This window comes from Pseudomonas sp. PDM09, assembly GCF_014852305.1.
GTDB lineage: Bacteria > Pseudomonadota > Gammaproteobacteria > Pseudomonadales > Pseudomonadaceae > Aquipseudomonas.
On record NZ_JACVBI010000002.1, the window covers coordinates 649,209 to 664,476 of the forward strand.

Sequence of the window (15,268 nt, forward strand, 5' to 3'; positions counted from 1 at the left end):
ACGCTCCGCGTCCCAAAAGAGCGGACGCAGAGCGTCCGGTGAGGTATTCCCACGCAGAGCGTGGGAACGATCAGTGGTGAGTACTGAAAACTAAAAAGGCAGCCCTGAGGCTGCCTTTTATGTATCTGGTGAGTCGAATCAGGACAAGAACCCGCCATCCACATTCAACGAAACCCCAGTCGTGTAGCTCGACGCGTCACTGGCCAGGTACAACACCGCACCGGCCATCTCACTCGGGTCGGCTACACGCTTGAGCGGAATCTGCTGCAGCGCGGTTTTCAGGATGGCGTCGTTCTTTACCAGCGCCGAAGCGAACTTGGTGTCGGTCAGACCCGGCAGCAGGGCGTTGCAACGGATGCCGAATTGCGCGCATTCCTTGGCGAAAACTTTGGTCATGTTGATCACCGCTGCCTTGGTCACTGAGTAGATGCCCTGGAAGATCCCCGGCGAAATACCATTGATCGAGGCGACGTTGATGATGCTGCCGCCGCCGTGTTCGCGCATCAGCTTGCCGGCTTCCACCGACATGAAGAAGTAGCCGCGAATGTTCACGTCGACGGTTTTCTGGAAGGCGCTGAGGTCGGTGTCCAGTACGTTGCAGAACTGCGGGTTGGTCGCCGCGTTATTGACCAGAATGTCCAGGCGCCCGAACTGTTCGCGGATGCCGGCGAAGACTTGGGTGATCTGCTCCATTTCACCGATGTGGCAGGCGACTGCGGTGGCCTTGCCGCCAGCGGCGATGATCGCGTCGGCAACGTGCTGGCAACCGTCGAGTTTGCGGCTCGAAACGATGACGTGGGCACCTTGCTGCGCCAACAGTTTGGCGATGGCTTCACCGATGCCGCGGCTGGCGCCGGAGACGAAAGCGATCTTGCCGTCGAGGTCGAACAACTGAGTCTTGGACATGATTTTTCCTTGTTATTGGGCCCGATCAGCGGCCGTGATCAGAGGCTGGATTTCGAGATGACTTGCAGGCTCATCTGCTCCAGCAGTTTGTTCATGTGAATGAACTGCGCGAAGCGTTTGTCCTGGGTCTGACCATGGAAGAAGCGGTAGTAGATCTGCTGCACGATGCCGGCCAGGCGGAACAGACCGTAGGTGTAGTAGAAGTCGAAATTGTCGATCTGGATGCCCGCGCGTTCGGCGTAGTAATCGACGAACTCACGGCGGGTCAGCATGCCGGGGGCGTGGCTCGGCTGACGGCGCATCAATTGCACCGGCGCCGGGTCGTCGGCTTCGATCCAGTAGGCGAGAGTATTGCCCAGGTCCATCAGCGGGTCGCCGAGGGTGGTCAGCTCCCAATCCAGCACGCCGATGATCTGCATCGGGTTCTCGGGGTCGAGGATCACGTTGTCGAAGCGGTAGTCGTTGTGGACGATGCTCGACGTTGGGTGATCGGCCGGCATCTTGTCATTGAGCCAGGCTTTGACCGCTTCCCACTTAGGTGCGTCCGGGGTCAGGGCTTTTTCGTAGCGCTCGCTCCAGCCTTTGATTTGCCGTGCCACATAGCCTTCGGGTTTGCCGAGGTCGCCCAGGCCATAGGCCTTGTAGTCGACCCGGTGCAGTTCCACGAACTTGTCGATGAAGCTCTTGCACAGGGTTTCGGTCTTCGCTGAATCAAGGCCAAGTTCTGGTGGCAGTTCGGAGCGCAGGATGATCCCCTTGACCCGTTCCATCACATAAAACTCGGCACCAATCACTGACTCGTCAGTGCAGTGCACATAGGCTTTGGGGCAATAGGGAAAGCCATCCCGCAGCTGATTGAGAATGCGGAATTCGCGGCCCATGTCGTGGGCGGACTTGGCCTTGTGGCCGAACGGTGGCCGACGCAGGACGAATTCCTGTTCGGGGTATTCCAGCAGGTAAGTCAGGTTCGACGCACCGCCCGGAAACTGGCTGATTTTCGGTAAGCCGCTCAGGCCCGGAATGTGCGCCTTGAGGTATGGATCGATCAGGCTGGCATCGAGTTCTTCGCCGGAGCGGATACGGGTGGACTGGTCAGTAAGCGCCATGCTTATCCCTTCTGCTTATTTTGGAGGCCAGACATCATTGACTAATCTAATGGTGCGCCGGGGTGGCCACAAGCGCGGCACGGTCTTATAGGTTAGCGTGTTGCCGGATAATCAGCGTTCCTGATGTGCGCGAACCGGCTCGGCGGACTATGGTTCAGTGGAGCGTCGCTTCCAGGAAGGAGATTCGACATGGGTTGTCCGCAAGTTTGCGCCACCGCGACCCTGCAATGCAGTTTCGGCGCGGCACCAGCGGTACTCAACGTGTTGCCGGTGAATCGCACGCTGACCGGGGGCATGCCAGCGGCGAACATCATGGATCACATTCCGCTGGTCAACGTCATGCCGTTCGGCACGTGCATGAGCATGGCCAACCCGATGGTCGCGGCCGCCACCGCCGCAGCGCTTGGCGTATTGACGCCGATGCCCTGCATTCCGGCCACCGCCACCCCGTGGATCCCCGGCGGCGCGCCGACCCTGCTGCTGGGCGGCATGCCGGCCATCGATGCCAACAGCACCCTGATGTGCAATTGGGCAGGGGTGATAAAAATCGTGATGCCGGGGCAAATGCAGATGCTCATTCCCTGACCTCAAATAATCCTTGTAGCAGCTGTCGAGCCCCAGCGAGGCTGCGTTCGGCTGCGTAGCAGTCGTAAAATCAGAGAGTGCGGTACGTCAGGCAGACCGCATTAACCGAATTCACGACTGCTTCGCAGCCGAACGCAGCCTCGCTGGGGCTCGACAGCTGCTACAGGGCTCAAGCTGCTACAGGGCTCAGGCCTGCTCGGGATCACTCCAGCGCCTGAACCACCAGCGCACCCTCGAAATCGGCTTGCCCTCGGCATCCAGCGGTCGCCCATCGCTGGCAAAACCCTGTTCCGGTTCCAGTAATAGACCATTGAGATATCGAGCCTCGACGGCAGCTTTACCGTTGGGATGAAAGCGCTGATACCGCCCCTCGCGCACGCCATCGCGGTAGAACTCTGCTTCGGCCAGTTGCCCGTCGGGAAAGTAATTGAACGCCTCGCCATGCAGCAGCCCTCGGCGGTAAGTCGCCTTGCGCTGCAGCCGGCCTTGCGGCGCATAGAAACTCGCGACCCCCTGCAGCTTGTCACGAACAAACGGCAGCTGCGCCGAGACCTTGCCGTTAGGGTGATAGAGCAGGGTAGTGCCTTGCAGCTCGCCCTGGCTGTACTGCAAATCGGCCTGCGCGCGCCCGTCATCCTTGATGTGCAGCGCACCGTCGAGCTGGCCATCGAGCAAGCGACCTTTGAGCTGTTTATCGTTCTGCTGCAAATCCAGCGGCGTGATGGCCATGGGTTCTCCTTGTCAGTTGACCTGCACCAGACCACCCTTGATCGTCAGCATGCCGCCACCGTCCACGATCTGCGACGCGGCGCCTTTGTTGGTCAGGCTGATCCCGGCATCGTTGGTCATGGTCGTGCCGGCCTTGTTCTCCAACGAGGTCCCCGCCTGATTGCTCAGGGACGTACCGGCCTTCTGGCTGATCGAGGTGCTGGCCTGGGCTACCAGATCAGCGCCACTCTTGATCGCAAAACTGCCGCCGCTTTGCAGGGTCAGGGTACCGGTCACCTTGATGGTCAGATTGCCGTCCACCGTCAGGCTGTAATCGCCGGTGACCTTGTGCGTGTAGTTGCCACCGGTGCTGTGGGTCTGGTCCGCGCCCACGGTCACCGTGCGACTGTCCTTCACATCGAGATTGTCACTGCCAGTCTGGATGGTCACGCTGCGTTTGCCTTTCTCCAGGGTCACGGTCTCGTCGCCTTCCTTCACCGTGCGCGTACGGGCGTTCTGTACGGTCAGGGTTTCGTCATGGCCGACCGTGGCGGTGGTGTCGTTGAGCACATTGATCTTGAAATCCTTTTGCGCCTGGAGAAACACTTCTTCGGCGTCCTTCTTGTCCTCGAATCGCAGCTCGTTGAAACCGCCACCGCCCTTGGACGACTGAGTCTTGATTCCGGACTGGGTCTGATTCGCTGGCAGCGCATAGGGCAGGGCGTTGTCACCGTTGTAGACGCAACCCGTCACCAGCGGTCGATCGGGATCGCCATCGATAAACGTCACGATCACTTCCTGGCCGATGCGCGGCACGAACTGCATGCCGAAACCCTTGCCGCTCCAGGGCAATACCACCCGCACCCAGCAGGAGCTGGCTTCGTCGTTCTTGCCGTCGCGATCCCACGGGAACTGCAACTTGATGCGGCCGTATTCGTCGGTCCAGATTTCTTCGCCCGACTTGCCGACGACGATGGCGGTTTGGGTGTGCATTCGCGGCTTCGGTGTGGTTCTCACCGGGCGAAAAGGCGTGGCCTTGGGGATGGCTTCGAAGCGATTACGATAACTGTCATGGCTGGCTTCGTGAGTCACCGCCGTTACCACCCAATCGATATTCAACGTCGAATCATCGTGCCCTGCGAGAGTGAACCAGTGCCCCGGCACCAGCCAGCGGCAGTCGCTTTCACCGACAAAACGCTTCTCCTGGCTGCGCAATCCATCGACACGCTGCTTGGTCAGCGCATCGCCGCGCGCTTTGGTGTTGTAGCTACCGGGGTGCTCGTACATCGACCGTGGCCCGGCGACGGCTTCGGCCTGGCTGTAGAGCGAGGTGGTCGGGGTGGTGAACTCGTAATCCGTCGCCTGATACACCCCGGCCACCGCCTGTACGCAGACCTGGCCGGAGCGAATGCCGTGCAGTTCTCGCTCACCCAACTGCTGGCCGAGATAGTTCACCTTGGGGCCATTGGGGATTGGCACAAAGGCATCGTTGCTGTCACCCAGCACCAGCGTGTGTTTGCCGTCCTCGTGGGTGAAAAACCAGAAAATCCCTTCCTCTTCCAGCAACCGTGAAACGAAGGCGAAATCGGTTTCGCCGTACTGCACGCAGTACTCGCGCGGGGTATAGCTGCCGCTGAGCTTCAGCAGGAAATCGGTAAAACCATGAGCCTTGAAAATCGTGGTGACGATGTCAGAGGTGCTGAGGTTCTGGAACACGCGGTTGTTGCTGGCCAGGGTCAGCCACCAGAGCCATGGCCGCAGTACAAGCTGATAGCGCTCGGCAGTGGCGTCGGCCGGGAGTTGGCGGATTTCGGCGACCAGTGCATCCATCGGGCGGGTGAGGGCGTCGTTGTGCAGGGTGGTGGTGACGTGGGTGGCGACGGCGGTGATCAGGGTGAGGGTGGCACCGTCGTTGAGGCCGTTGAGGGTTTGTGTGCCCAGCGCATTGAGCGCTTCTTCGCCGGACAGCGATTCAGGATAAAGCGCCGACAGCGAGGTGGCGGTAAGGGAGAGGCTGGTATTGCTGTCGGTGGAGCGGGGCATCAAAGTCGCCTCGGGTCATGAATTCAGAAATGAAAGCTTGAGTGCCGGCAGACCGTGTTGGACTTTAATTACCTGCATCGGTGTGCCACGCGGGCAACTCCAACCATTGAGCGATTCGGGAATTTTCGTTAGATATTTCTTTTTGACGCCGACAAAGACCATCACTCGACTCATGCTGTCCGTTTGCGCACGGACGACACTGGACGTGAAGAACAGCGTTTCTTCTTTACCTTGTCGAGGAATGACACCGGTAGGTGGCTGACAGGCAACCTCGCGGACATTGAATCGACCGATCTGATTGGGCTCGCAAGCGGCAATCAATGTGACCAGCCGTTCTGGGGGGCTCAGGCTTACTTCCTGTTCCAGGGTCGGGAAAATATCGAATTTCATAGCCACCTCATGATGCCCAGCAGCCCAGTGCGACATGCCTTGGACTGCCTTCATGGAATTTGTACACGCCGTTGAGGATGTACAGCGGGTCTGACGTCCAACCTTCACCGTGCTCGGTCAAAACACGGTAGACCAATGGATAAACCAGAACCCCGGGCGATTCCGCGTAGAAAAAATCAATCCTCAACGACTCAGGGCAAGGCATAGGGCAATAGGGATTGTTGGCTGCCCCAGACGTAGAGCCACCGGGAGCAACTTGTGCCGTCAGATAGCGTGAGGGGTCATATTGAGCAGTGACTTGATAAATGAAGTTGATGCCAGGGTTCGCTTTGACATGCTTATATACCATTAGCTCGTATTCATACATGATCGGGTGGTTGGTGCCTTCCGTTAAGGTCACCAGATTACGCAAATCAGTTCCGCTGCCACCGAGTTGATTACCGATCAAATGACCACGCTGGTGATGTTGCGGACAAGAACCTGAAATGAACCCCGGTGGATGGAGGGATTGGTCAGGGCCGGAGCCTCCCGACATATTGTTCGACGTTAATATGGCTTTGGCGTAAAGAGGTACAGTGACACTTGAGCCGTTGACGTTGATTGAAGTGGCTTTGTATTCAGGAATGATGGGCATTGACAGTCTCCTTGTTAACTGCCTATGTATAAGAATCCGCTTTTGCCGTGAAAGGTATAACTCGTTGCCGTTCTTTTCGAGAACAGTTCAGGGTCAGTATTGGTGACCTTTTTTCTGTTGAGCCTTGCTTTGTTGAATTCTTCGGTTCCGCGCTCCCAATCCGTGTGGGTATGGTCGTCGGTATAAAGATCTTTGAACTTTATCTGCTCGGAAGGTGTGATCTCGACGAGTGATTTTTTTTTGTATTTTGTGCTGAGGTAGTGAGATAGGAAATGATCGTTGATGGGGGTGAGGCCATTGCCATAACCAATAAGCAGACGAGTGATATTGTTGGGGGAGCGGTAGCTGTCTGTCGTTGTCGAACCGACTTTGGCGCCCCCTCCCATGGCTGGAAAACAATCCACCAGTGTTTCCCATAAACTTGTGGTCAGGTTTTTTCCGTCCCTCCTGTAATAGTCCACACTGCGCGTATACAGTTCATGTGCCATTGACGTAGTCTGCCCATTCAATTCTCTGGCGATGACTAACCATTGTAAGCTGTGGCTATGTTCGCCGTGGTCTGCTGCGATGGAATCTTTCCAGAAGAATTTGTGATGGATCAAATAACCCACGTATTGATCATTCATAGTGAGCTTGAATTTGTTGGGGACAGTATTAAAATCGGTGTCCGCTTCAAGGTTTTGCTGGAATTTGAATCCGTTTTTCATGGCTTCCAACCCCAGGCAGCGCGTAAAAAGATTGCCGAAAGGCAAGCTTTTGGTGGGCTCGTTATCTTTGGTTTTGGTTATAAGTCGATAATGATCCCAGAGGTCTTTTGAAAGATTGACGATTCCTTGCTCAAATCTTGGTTTGTCTTCCAGTAGATCGAATATTTTTCCGTAGTCAATCAGGTCGTTGTTGAAGTCGGTATCTTTTTGCTTTGCACGTTTTCTTTCTTTGTTCTTTTCTTTAACGGTAAGTACATAGTCCTTGTCTTTTAGTATTTCGTAGCCTGGCATGTGCTGTCCCTGCTTCAGTTTTCTGTGTTTGAAGTGTTTGTATTCATTCCAACACCCACTCCGCCAACTTCCCCGTCACCTGCGTCATCAAAACATTCTCAACATCCCTCGCTCCCGCCGCACTGCACTTGGCCAACACCGCCTGCACAATCCCGGTATCAAACTCAAACTGTTTCCCGGTCGCGGCCTTGTAGCGTCCGCGCAATTTCTCCAGTTTCGCCAACACAATCCCTTCCAGCGTCGCCTCATCCAGCGGCCGATACGCCACCACCGTCATGCGGGCCAGAAACGCTGGCCGAAACGTTTTCAGCAGCACCTTGTGCAGCGCTTCGTTGAAGGCATCGGTGCCCAGTTGCGCGACCGGTGTATCGAGCAGCAACTCAGCGCCAACGTTGCTGGTGGCGAGCATCACGGTGTTTTTGAAATCCACCACCAATCCGGTGCCGTCTTCCATCACGCCTTTGTCGAAGACGTTGTAGAAGGCTTCGAGCACATCCGGATGGGCTTTTTCGATTTCATCCAGCAGCACCACCGAATAAGGTTTTCGCCGCACCGCTTCGGTGAGTACGCCACCGCTGCCGTAACCGACGTAGCCGGGCGGGGCGCCTTTGAGTTGGCTGACGGTGTGGGCTTCCTGGTATTCCGAGAGGTTGATACTGATGAGGTTGCGTTCGCCGCCGTAGAGCGCGTCGGCCAACGCATAAGCGGTTTCGGTTTTGCCCACGCCCGTGGGGCCGACCAGCAGGAATACGCCGACTGGTTTTTGCGGGTCGGTGAGGCCGGCGCGGTAGGCTTGCAGGCGTTGGGCGATGGTGTTCAGCGCGGTGCTTTGGCCCATGACCCGCAGGCCCATGCGCTGGCCGAGGGTGCGTACGGCGTGGGCTTCGTCGGCGAGCATTTTGCCCACCGGAATTCCGGTCCAGCCGGCGATCACGGCGGCCACGGTTTTTGCGTCGACCTGTTCCGGCACCAGCGGATCGTCCTGGCGAATGGCATCCAGACCGGCCTCGAGTCGTACCAGTTCGGCGGCCAGATGATCGATGCGGCTGTCGGTGGCTTCGTCCGGTTTGTCGTTGTCGGCGCGCTCGCTCAAGGTAAGTAACTCGCGGCGGGTTTCCAGCAGTTCGCGCACGGCGATCCGCTCTTCGTTCCAGCGGATTTCCAGGTCGCGAATGGACTGCACATTACTGACGGATTCGGTTTCCAGCAGGGTGATGCGTTCCCGATGATCGAGCCCGGTGGCTTGTTCGCGACGCAGGCGTTCGACTTCATCCTTGAGGCTGTTCTGGCGATGGCGCAGGCTTTCCAGCGGTGGCGGCACGTCGTGCTGGCCGAGGGCGACCCGGGCGCAGGCGGTGTCGAGCACGCTGATGGCTTTGTCCGGCAACTGACGTCCGGAGATGTAGCGGTGGGACAGTTTCACCGCTTCGTGAATCGCCGCGTCCAGCACCTGCACGCCGTGGTGCTGTTCCAGTTTCGCGGCCACCCCACGGAGCATTTCCACGGCGGTGGTTTCGTCCGGTTCCTCGACTTGCACCAACTGAAAACGGCGGGCGAGGGCCGGGTCTTTCTCGAAGTATTTTTTGTACTCAAGCCAGGTCGTGGCGGCCAGGGTGCGCAACTCGCCACGGGCCAGCGCGGGTTTGAGCAGGTTGGCCGCGTCGCTGCCGCCTTCCGCGCCGCCAGCGCCAATCAGGGTGTGGGCTTCGTCGATGAATAGAATGATCGGTTTGTCGGCGTTGCGCACCGCGTCAATTACACCTTTGAGCCGCTGTTCGAACTCGCCTTTGACCCCGGCCCCGGCCTGCAACAAACCGAGGTCGAGTACCCGCAGGCTGACTTCCTGCAACGACGGCGGTACATCGCCAGCAGCAATGCGCAGGGCCAGGCCTTCGACCACCGCCGTTTTGCCCACGCCCGGCGCGCCGACCAGGATCGGGTTGTTCTGCCGACGTCTGAGCAGGATGTCGATGCACTGGCGAATCTCGCCGTCGCGTCCGACGATGGGGTCGATGCGCCCGGCGTGGGCGTCGGCGGTCAGGTCCTGGGTGAACTGATCGAGCACCGAGTCCTGTTTCGGCTGCGGTTTGCCGGCATTGACAGGCCGCGTGCCGCCGACGTGTTCGCGAGAGTTTTCGGTCCATTCCAGCAGGTTGCTGCGCAAGGCTTCCCGCGGAATTTTCAACAGCGACGAGGCGCTATTGAGCAGCAGGCTGCGGCGTTCATCGCGGTCGAGCAAGGCCAGCAGCAGCAAGCCGGAACGAATGCTGTCGAGGCCGAGCACGCTGGCCTGAACCACCGCGTCTTCGAGCAGGCCGATGGTTTGCGCCGAGAGCGCCGGGGTGCGGGTGCTGCCGGATTTGAACAGTTCCAGGGCCTTGTTGATTTCCGCCGTCAGGGCATCGCGCTCCAGGCCAAAACGCGGCAGCAAGTAAGCGAAGTCACCACCCTCGATGTCCAGCAGCTCAAGCAGCAGGTGTTCGATTTCGACGTAATGATGACCCCGTTGCAGGCAGCGTTGCGCGGCCCGTTCGAGGGCGCGGCGGTTGTCCGGGTTGAGGCGTCCGATCAGGCTGGCCAGTTCCATGTTCAGGTGATCTCCAGCTGACGAAGGCGGGTTTCGATCTGTTGCACGGCGAGGCTGGTCTGGCGTTGCAGGCCACCGTTCCAACTGAGCAAGGGCGGAGCCTGGCGACCGAGTTTTATCGGGCTGGCACCGCGCACCAACAGCACCAGCGTGCAATCCAGATCGGGCCCGAAATACAGCGCGCTGAGGCTGGCCAGTGCCGGATGGGAGTCGCCATCGGGCAGAAACCGCGTCGCCTGCGCCGAGGTCAGCGGGCCGAGGGTCAGGCGGATGCCGGCGTGTTCATCCCAGACCCGGGTGCCGGCCACGGCGCTGCGGCCCAGTTGCAGGTTGCGGCCGCCCGGTTGCAGGCGACTGCGACTGGCGGGTGGGATTTCCCGCCAGGCACCTTCATAGGCGCTGAGTGCGACCGGCAGTTCGAAGTGCTCGCGCACGATCGCGGCGAAGCCGGCGAGGGAGCGACGACCGTCGGCAAACAGCGCGCTGCATGCCAGTACGGCGGAATCGGGAACGGCCTGACGTTCCTGCAAGGCTTTGGGCAACAACCCGGTCAGCGCCCGCAGTTGCGCCTGCACCGGGGACGCGCCGGGGGCCGTAAAACCGACGGCAATCCGGTGTTTGCGCATCACCTTGTACAGCAAGCTGAGCAAGCGATGCTGGAACAGGTCGAGGAATTCGGCCGGCGCATGATCCTTGGCGCGAGCCCTCTGTTGCAGCCATTCCTGATAGGCGTAGGGCAGAGGGCCGTCGGGCCCGCCGAGGCCAAACACCGGGGTACTGAGCGTCGGTTGCTGACCGGGTTCCTGGGTCAGGCTTTCGATTTCGCTGGCGGAAAAAAGCGCCGTCAACGGCCCGCGCAGGCGCAGGGCTTCCGCTTGAGGCGCGGTGCCGCTGCCCAGGGATTCGGCTTGCGGGTGTTCACGCTCCAGCAGCAGCAACGCCTGTAATAATTCGAACGCCTGCGGGTCGCGCCGCAGCTTCTGACTCAGGCTCAGAGGGAGAGTGGCATGCCGGCTTGGGGTTGCCATGTCTTGACCTCCTTGTCTGACTGGACCAGGACCGTGCGCACAAAGCGATTGGCCGTGGCATAGAGTGAAAAGAATTGCGCCAGCACCGCTGAAAACAACACGGCGCTGCTGCCGACGAAATGCTGCGGATCGAGTTGCAGCTGAACCTCCAGCCCATTGCGCCAGCCGCGCCACGCATCTTCGCCGACATGGGCGATCACCCGTTCACAGCCAAGGCCGAGCAAACCTTCGATCTGCCGCAGGGCGCTGGCCTCGTCACGCAGGTTGTGCAGTTGGAGGATTTCCTTGAGGGCATTCAGCGCCTGCGGCCCCTCGACCAGCGACAAATGATTGAGGGTCAATTGCGACACCAGCCGCCAACGGGACTCACCGTCCAGGCGCGGCAAACTCTGTGGGCTGGGTGGATTGCGCAGGCGTGCCCAGGCCACTGGCCCCGGTCGTTCGAAACCCAATGGTGTCCCGGCCGGAAGGCTCTGGGCCAAGTGTCGGTTGGTGCACAGCAATTCGGCGGTGAGGCTGTATTCGGTGGTCTCGGACAATGGATCGAGTCGGGTGTCCACCAGGCTCACCATCAGGTCGGTGCCCAGACGATTTGGGGTCATGCCACTGACCCGTCGTGCGTGCCAGTAGCATTGCTTTTCACCACCGATGTGCTGGCTGCCGTAATAAGCGGGAACGCGCAGCACACCCTGACTGGAACTGGCGCGCATCGCCCGGATGCTGTGGATCTCGACGCTGTTTTCCCGGTGGCTGTCGGCGACCAGGCGGTACTCGCTGCGGGTACCGTCCGGGCGCAGGGGCTCCGAGGTTCGCGGAAACAGGTTGATCACCGGCGCACAGCCCAAGGCGAAGTCGCTGGCCTGAAAGTGCAGACGGTTAGCCGGGGCGCGGTCGAAGACGATGTACAGGTACAGCGTCTGGCTGTCGCTGGTGGCACCGGCCAACGGAATATCGAAGAAGTTGAATTTGTCCGGGAAGGCGAAATATTCAGCGAGCAGACGCATGCCCGGATGCACGCCGTCCTCGTCCGGCAACAGCACTTCGTCGCTAGCGAAACCGACAATGTCCGGCAACCCCGCCAGCACTTTCGGCACGCTGCCGATGGGGCCGGCCAACACCTTCACGGCGTGGGCGCCGAGCAGGTCATACAGGCAGGCGTTGATCACCGGGGAGGCGGCGAGGTGCACGCGCAATTGGTTGATGTTCAGTTCCGACCACTGGCTTTCACCGAGGCAACGTAGGCTCAGGCGCAGGGCCGAGCGTGCCTGTGCAACGCCGGTCAGGGCCTGCGCTTCGTCGCTGCCCAGCAACAGCGCTTCATTGATTTCCAGCGGCCACAAGCGAACCGCGGCGCTGGTGCGAAAATGGATGCTTTCGCCTTTGCTGGTGGTGACGAACAGCGGCGTGTCTCGTGGCAGCGGGTAACCGCCGGCGAGGTTGCCCTTGCTCGGGTCCGGCTCGAACTGCACGATCGCGCAGGACGGTAATGGCCGCATCGCCAGCGGGTAAAGCTGTTCGAGCAAGGCGTCGCTGAATTCGGCGTAGTCGTCATCGAGCCGCCGTTGCAAGCGCGCCGCGAGCAAGGCGAAACCTTCGAGCAGGCGTTCGACATGCGGGTCGGGGCATTCACCGGGGGACAATTCCAGGCGTCTGGCGACCTTGGGATAACGCTCGGCAAAAATGCTCCCGGCGTGCCGCAGCCAGGTCAGTTCGCGCTGGTAGTAATCGAGCAGTTGCGGGTCAATCGAGTCGCTCATGACGCACCTCAAGGCCATCGCCCGCCTTCTCGATGACAAATGCCACGGGCCAGTGCTGCTGGCCGCTGCGCAACTCGCCCAGCAGCCGAATGCTCAGTTGCTGCGGATGGCCGGGGACCGGATTGACCTGAACCTCGCCCAGTTGCAGGCGCGGTTCGAAGTGGGTGATGGCCACGCGGACTTCCCGCGCCAACTGACGACGGTCATCGCTGCGCTGCTGTTGCAAGGCGGTCCAGTCAGCGATGCCGTAGTCGAGAATGCTCGGTGGGGAGGTCAGTGGACGTTGGCCGCGTCGGGTGTTGAACAGGCGCAGCAACTCCGTGTGTACCGAGTCGAGCAACCCCTGGCGATCGAACACCTGCACGGTGTCGACCTCGCTTGCGGCGAGGCGCTCGAACAACGGTGGGAGAATACCGGTGCCTGCCATGGCCGACGCGTCCGCTTACTTGGCTTTGATGAGCTTGTTGGCGGCCATGTCCCAGGTCGAGGCGGCCGTGCCTTCCTTGGTGCCGTCGTCTTTCTGGGCCGTGAGTTCCCACTTGATCTTGGTAAAGTTCAGCGACAGTGTTTCCACCGGTTTGCCACCCGTACCACCGCTGACGCTGACGTTGGACAGCACGACGTTGGTCAGGGTGTAGATGATGAACGGCATCAGCTGACCGCTGCCTTCGGCGGCGTTGCGACCGATGGTGATTTTGGCTTCCGGGATTGGTTTGCCTGCGCAGCAATACTCGTTGAGAGAGGGCGTCGAGCTGTCGACGAATTTGGTCAGGGTGAACTCGCCGATGTGCGGCTTGCCGGAGGTACGCTCCGAGTTGCTGACGTCGTTGGTCACCTGCATCGCCACGTTGTGGCTGTAGGACATGACTTCGATCTTGTCCTTGTAACCCTCGAGCAGGCTATCGCCTTTGATGTCGCCGCCGAGGTCGAGAATGATTGCATCCATCGCATGAAACTCCTGAAAGTAATCGTGCTAGATAAGCAGGGGGAATCCCGCCGGGTTGGCCGGCGGGAGGCAGGTCAGGCGGCTACCGGTGGCGGCAGGGTCGCGACCAGGCGGATCGACGCGGTCAGCTCTTCGAGCTGGAAGTGTGGCCGCAGGAACACCGTGGCCTTGTAGGCACCCGGTTTGCCGGCGACCTCGGTCACATCCACCCGGGCTTCACGCAACGGGTACTGCGCCTTGATCTCTTGCGGCGCGTTGTCGTTGATCAGCACGTAGTCGGCGATCCAGTTGTTGAGGTAGGTCTGCACGTTGTCGCGGGTCATGAAGCTGCCGACCTTGTCGCGCATGATCACCTTCAGGTAGTGGGCGAAGCGCGAGGCCGCGAGCACGTACGGCAACATCGCCGAAATCCGCGCGTTGGCGTTCGCCTCATTGGTGTTGTAGAGCTTGGATTTGTTGGTGGTCTGGCCGCCGAAGAACACCGCCACATCGCTGTTTTTCTTGTGACACAGGGCGATGAAGCCAAGGTCGTTGAGCTCTTTCTCGCGACGGTCGGTGATCGCCACTTCGGTCGGGCATTTGAGCGACAGATCGCCAGAGGTGGTGCGGAAGGTATGGGCCGGCAGGCCTTCCACCGCTCCACCGCCTTCGGCACCGCGAATCGCCGCGCACCAGCCGTACTTGGCGAAGGCTTCGGTGATTCGTTGCGACAAGGCCCACGCAGCATTGCCCCACAGGTATTTTCCGTGGTCGCTGCCGTTGACGTCTTCGACGTAGTTGATGCCTTCCACCGGTGACGTGTCTGGGCCGTAGGGCAGACGCAGCAGGAAGTGCGGCAGTACCAGCGACACATAACGCGAGTCTTCGCTTTCGCGGAACGAGCGCCACTTGATCAGCTCCTGGCTCTCGAAGACTTTCGACAGGTCACGGGGCACGGCCAGTTCGGTGAAGCTGTTCATGTCGAACAACCGGGGGCTGGCGGCAGCAATGAACGGCGCGTGAGCGGCTGCGGCAACGTTCGAGAGTTTCTCCAGCAGGCCGATGTCTTGCGGGTGCCGGCCGAAGGTGTAGTCCCCCACCAGCAGGCTGAACGGGTGGCCGCCAAAGGTGCCGTATTCTTCTTCGTAGATCTTCTTGAACAGCGCGCTCTGGTCGAACTCGACGGCTTTTTCCAGATCGTTCTGCAGCTCTTTCTGGGTCACGTTGAGCAGACGCAGTTTCAGTCGGGAACTGGTCTCGGTGTTTTTCACCAGCAGGTGCAGGCCGCGCCAGGAGGCTTCGAGTTTTTGCAGGTCCGGGTGGTGCAACACTTCGTTGAGTTGAGCGCTGATCAGCTCGTCGATCTGGCTGATGCGGTCGTTGATCATCGCCACGGTGTCCTTGTCGATGGCCATGCCTTCGTCTAGTACCTGGGTGGCGAATTCCGCGAGCATGTCGCGGGCGTAATCCTGCTGGCTGTCGTCATGGGCCATGCGGCCTTTGGCGATGATTTCATCGAGCAGAGACAAGGTCTGGGCGGTACTGTCGCTGGCTTGGCTCTGGGCGGCGGATGAGGCGGGCATGGCAAATTCTCCCTAAGT

14 protein-coding genes are annotated in these 15,268 nt (G+C 59.9%); 1 reads left to right on the forward strand and 13 read right to left on the reverse strand.

The window, feature by feature from the left end:
- Positions 1-138 precede the first annotated feature (138 nt).
- Positions 139-906, reverse strand: a complete 768-nt coding sequence (locus tag IB250_RS07660; RefSeq protein WP_008009686.1) for an SDR family oxidoreductase — start codon at positions 904-906, stop codon at positions 139-141.
- Positions 907-944: 38 nt separating this feature from the next.
- Positions 945-2,012 (reverse strand): phosphotransferase family protein, encoded by a 1,068-nt coding sequence (locus IB250_RS07665; RefSeq protein WP_192343638.1) that lies wholly within the window; start codon positions 2,010-2,012, stop codon positions 945-947.
- 189 nt (positions 2,013-2,201) lie between these two features.
- Between IB250_RS07665 and IB250_RS07670 the strand changes: the two genes are divergently transcribed.
- Positions 2,202-2,597, forward strand: a complete 396-nt coding sequence (locus IB250_RS07670; RefSeq protein ID WP_007899527.1) for a DUF4280 domain-containing protein — start codon at positions 2,202-2,204, stop codon at positions 2,595-2,597.
- 186 nt (positions 2,598-2,783) lie between these two features.
- On the opposite strand, the gene IB250_RS07675 is transcribed toward IB250_RS07670, so the two are convergent.
- The 11 genes from IB250_RS07675 to tssC all read right to left on the reverse strand — a co-directional run bounded on the left by IB250_RS07675 (position 2,784) and on the right by tssC (position 15,250).
- A complete protein-coding gene (locus tag IB250_RS07675) occupies positions 2,784-3,326 on the reverse strand; it encodes a toxin-antitoxin system YwqK family antitoxin (RefSeq protein ID WP_192343639.1) in 543 nt (180 codons plus the stop codon).
- 12 nt (positions 3,327-3,338) lie between these two features.
- Positions 3,339-5,348, reverse strand: coding sequence for a type VI secretion system tip protein VgrG (gene tssI, locus IB250_RS07680; protein ID WP_192343640.1), 2,010 nt, complete (start codon positions 5,346-5,348; stop codon positions 3,339-3,341).
- Between the two features lie 15 nt (positions 5,349-5,363).
- Entirely contained in the window at positions 5,364-5,738 is a 375-nt protein-coding gene (locus IB250_RS07685) for a hypothetical protein (protein WP_192343641.1), read from the reverse strand.
- 7 nt (positions 5,739-5,745) lie between these two features.
- On the reverse strand, positions 5,746-6,372 hold the full coding sequence (locus IB250_RS07690; protein ID WP_192343642.1) for a DNA/RNA non-specific endonuclease: 627 nt from the start codon (positions 6,370-6,372) through the stop codon (positions 5,746-5,748).
- Positions 6,373-6,386: 14 nt separating this feature from the next.
- Positions 6,387-7,370: a LirA/MavJ family T4SS effector gene (locus IB250_RS07695; protein WP_192343643.1), complete on the reverse strand. Its 984-nt coding sequence runs from the start codon at positions 7,368-7,370 to the stop codon at positions 6,387-6,389.
- Positions 7,371-7,413: 43 nt separating this feature from the next.
- Complete coding sequence (tssH, locus tag IB250_RS07700; RefSeq protein ID WP_192343644.1) at positions 7,414-9,957, reverse strand: type VI secretion system ATPase TssH; 2,544 nt, start codon at positions 9,955-9,957, stop codon at positions 7,414-7,416.
- A 2-nt stretch (positions 9,958-9,959) separates the two neighbouring features.
- Complete coding sequence (tssG, locus tag IB250_RS07705; RefSeq protein ID WP_192343645.1) at positions 9,960-10,985, reverse strand: type VI secretion system baseplate subunit TssG; 1,026 nt, start codon at positions 10,983-10,985, stop codon at positions 9,960-9,962.
- Positions 10,949-12,742 (reverse strand): type VI secretion system baseplate subunit TssF, encoded by a 1,794-nt coding sequence (gene tssF / locus IB250_RS07710; RefSeq protein ID WP_192343646.1) that lies wholly within the window; start codon positions 12,740-12,742, stop codon positions 10,949-10,951. The genes tssG and tssF overlap by 37 nt, the downstream gene beginning before the upstream one ends.
- The gene (gene tssE / locus IB250_RS07715; RefSeq protein ID WP_192343647.1) at positions 12,726-13,169 is read right to left on the reverse strand and encodes a type VI secretion system baseplate subunit TssE; all 444 of its coding nucleotides are present in this window, start codon (positions 13,167-13,169) and stop codon (positions 12,726-12,728) included. The genes tssF and tssE overlap by 17 nt, the downstream gene beginning before the upstream one ends.
- A gap of 15 nt (positions 13,170-13,184) precedes the next feature.
- Complete coding sequence (locus IB250_RS07720) at positions 13,185-13,688, reverse strand: Hcp family type VI secretion system effector (protein ID WP_038984147.1); 504 nt, start codon at positions 13,686-13,688, stop codon at positions 13,185-13,187.
- A gap of 74 nt (positions 13,689-13,762) precedes the next feature.
- On the reverse strand, positions 13,763-15,250 hold the full coding sequence (tssC, locus tag IB250_RS07725) for a type VI secretion system contractile sheath large subunit (protein ID WP_008067879.1): 1,488 nt from the start codon (positions 15,248-15,250) through the stop codon (positions 13,763-13,765).
- Positions 15,251-15,268 lie beyond the last annotated feature (18 nt).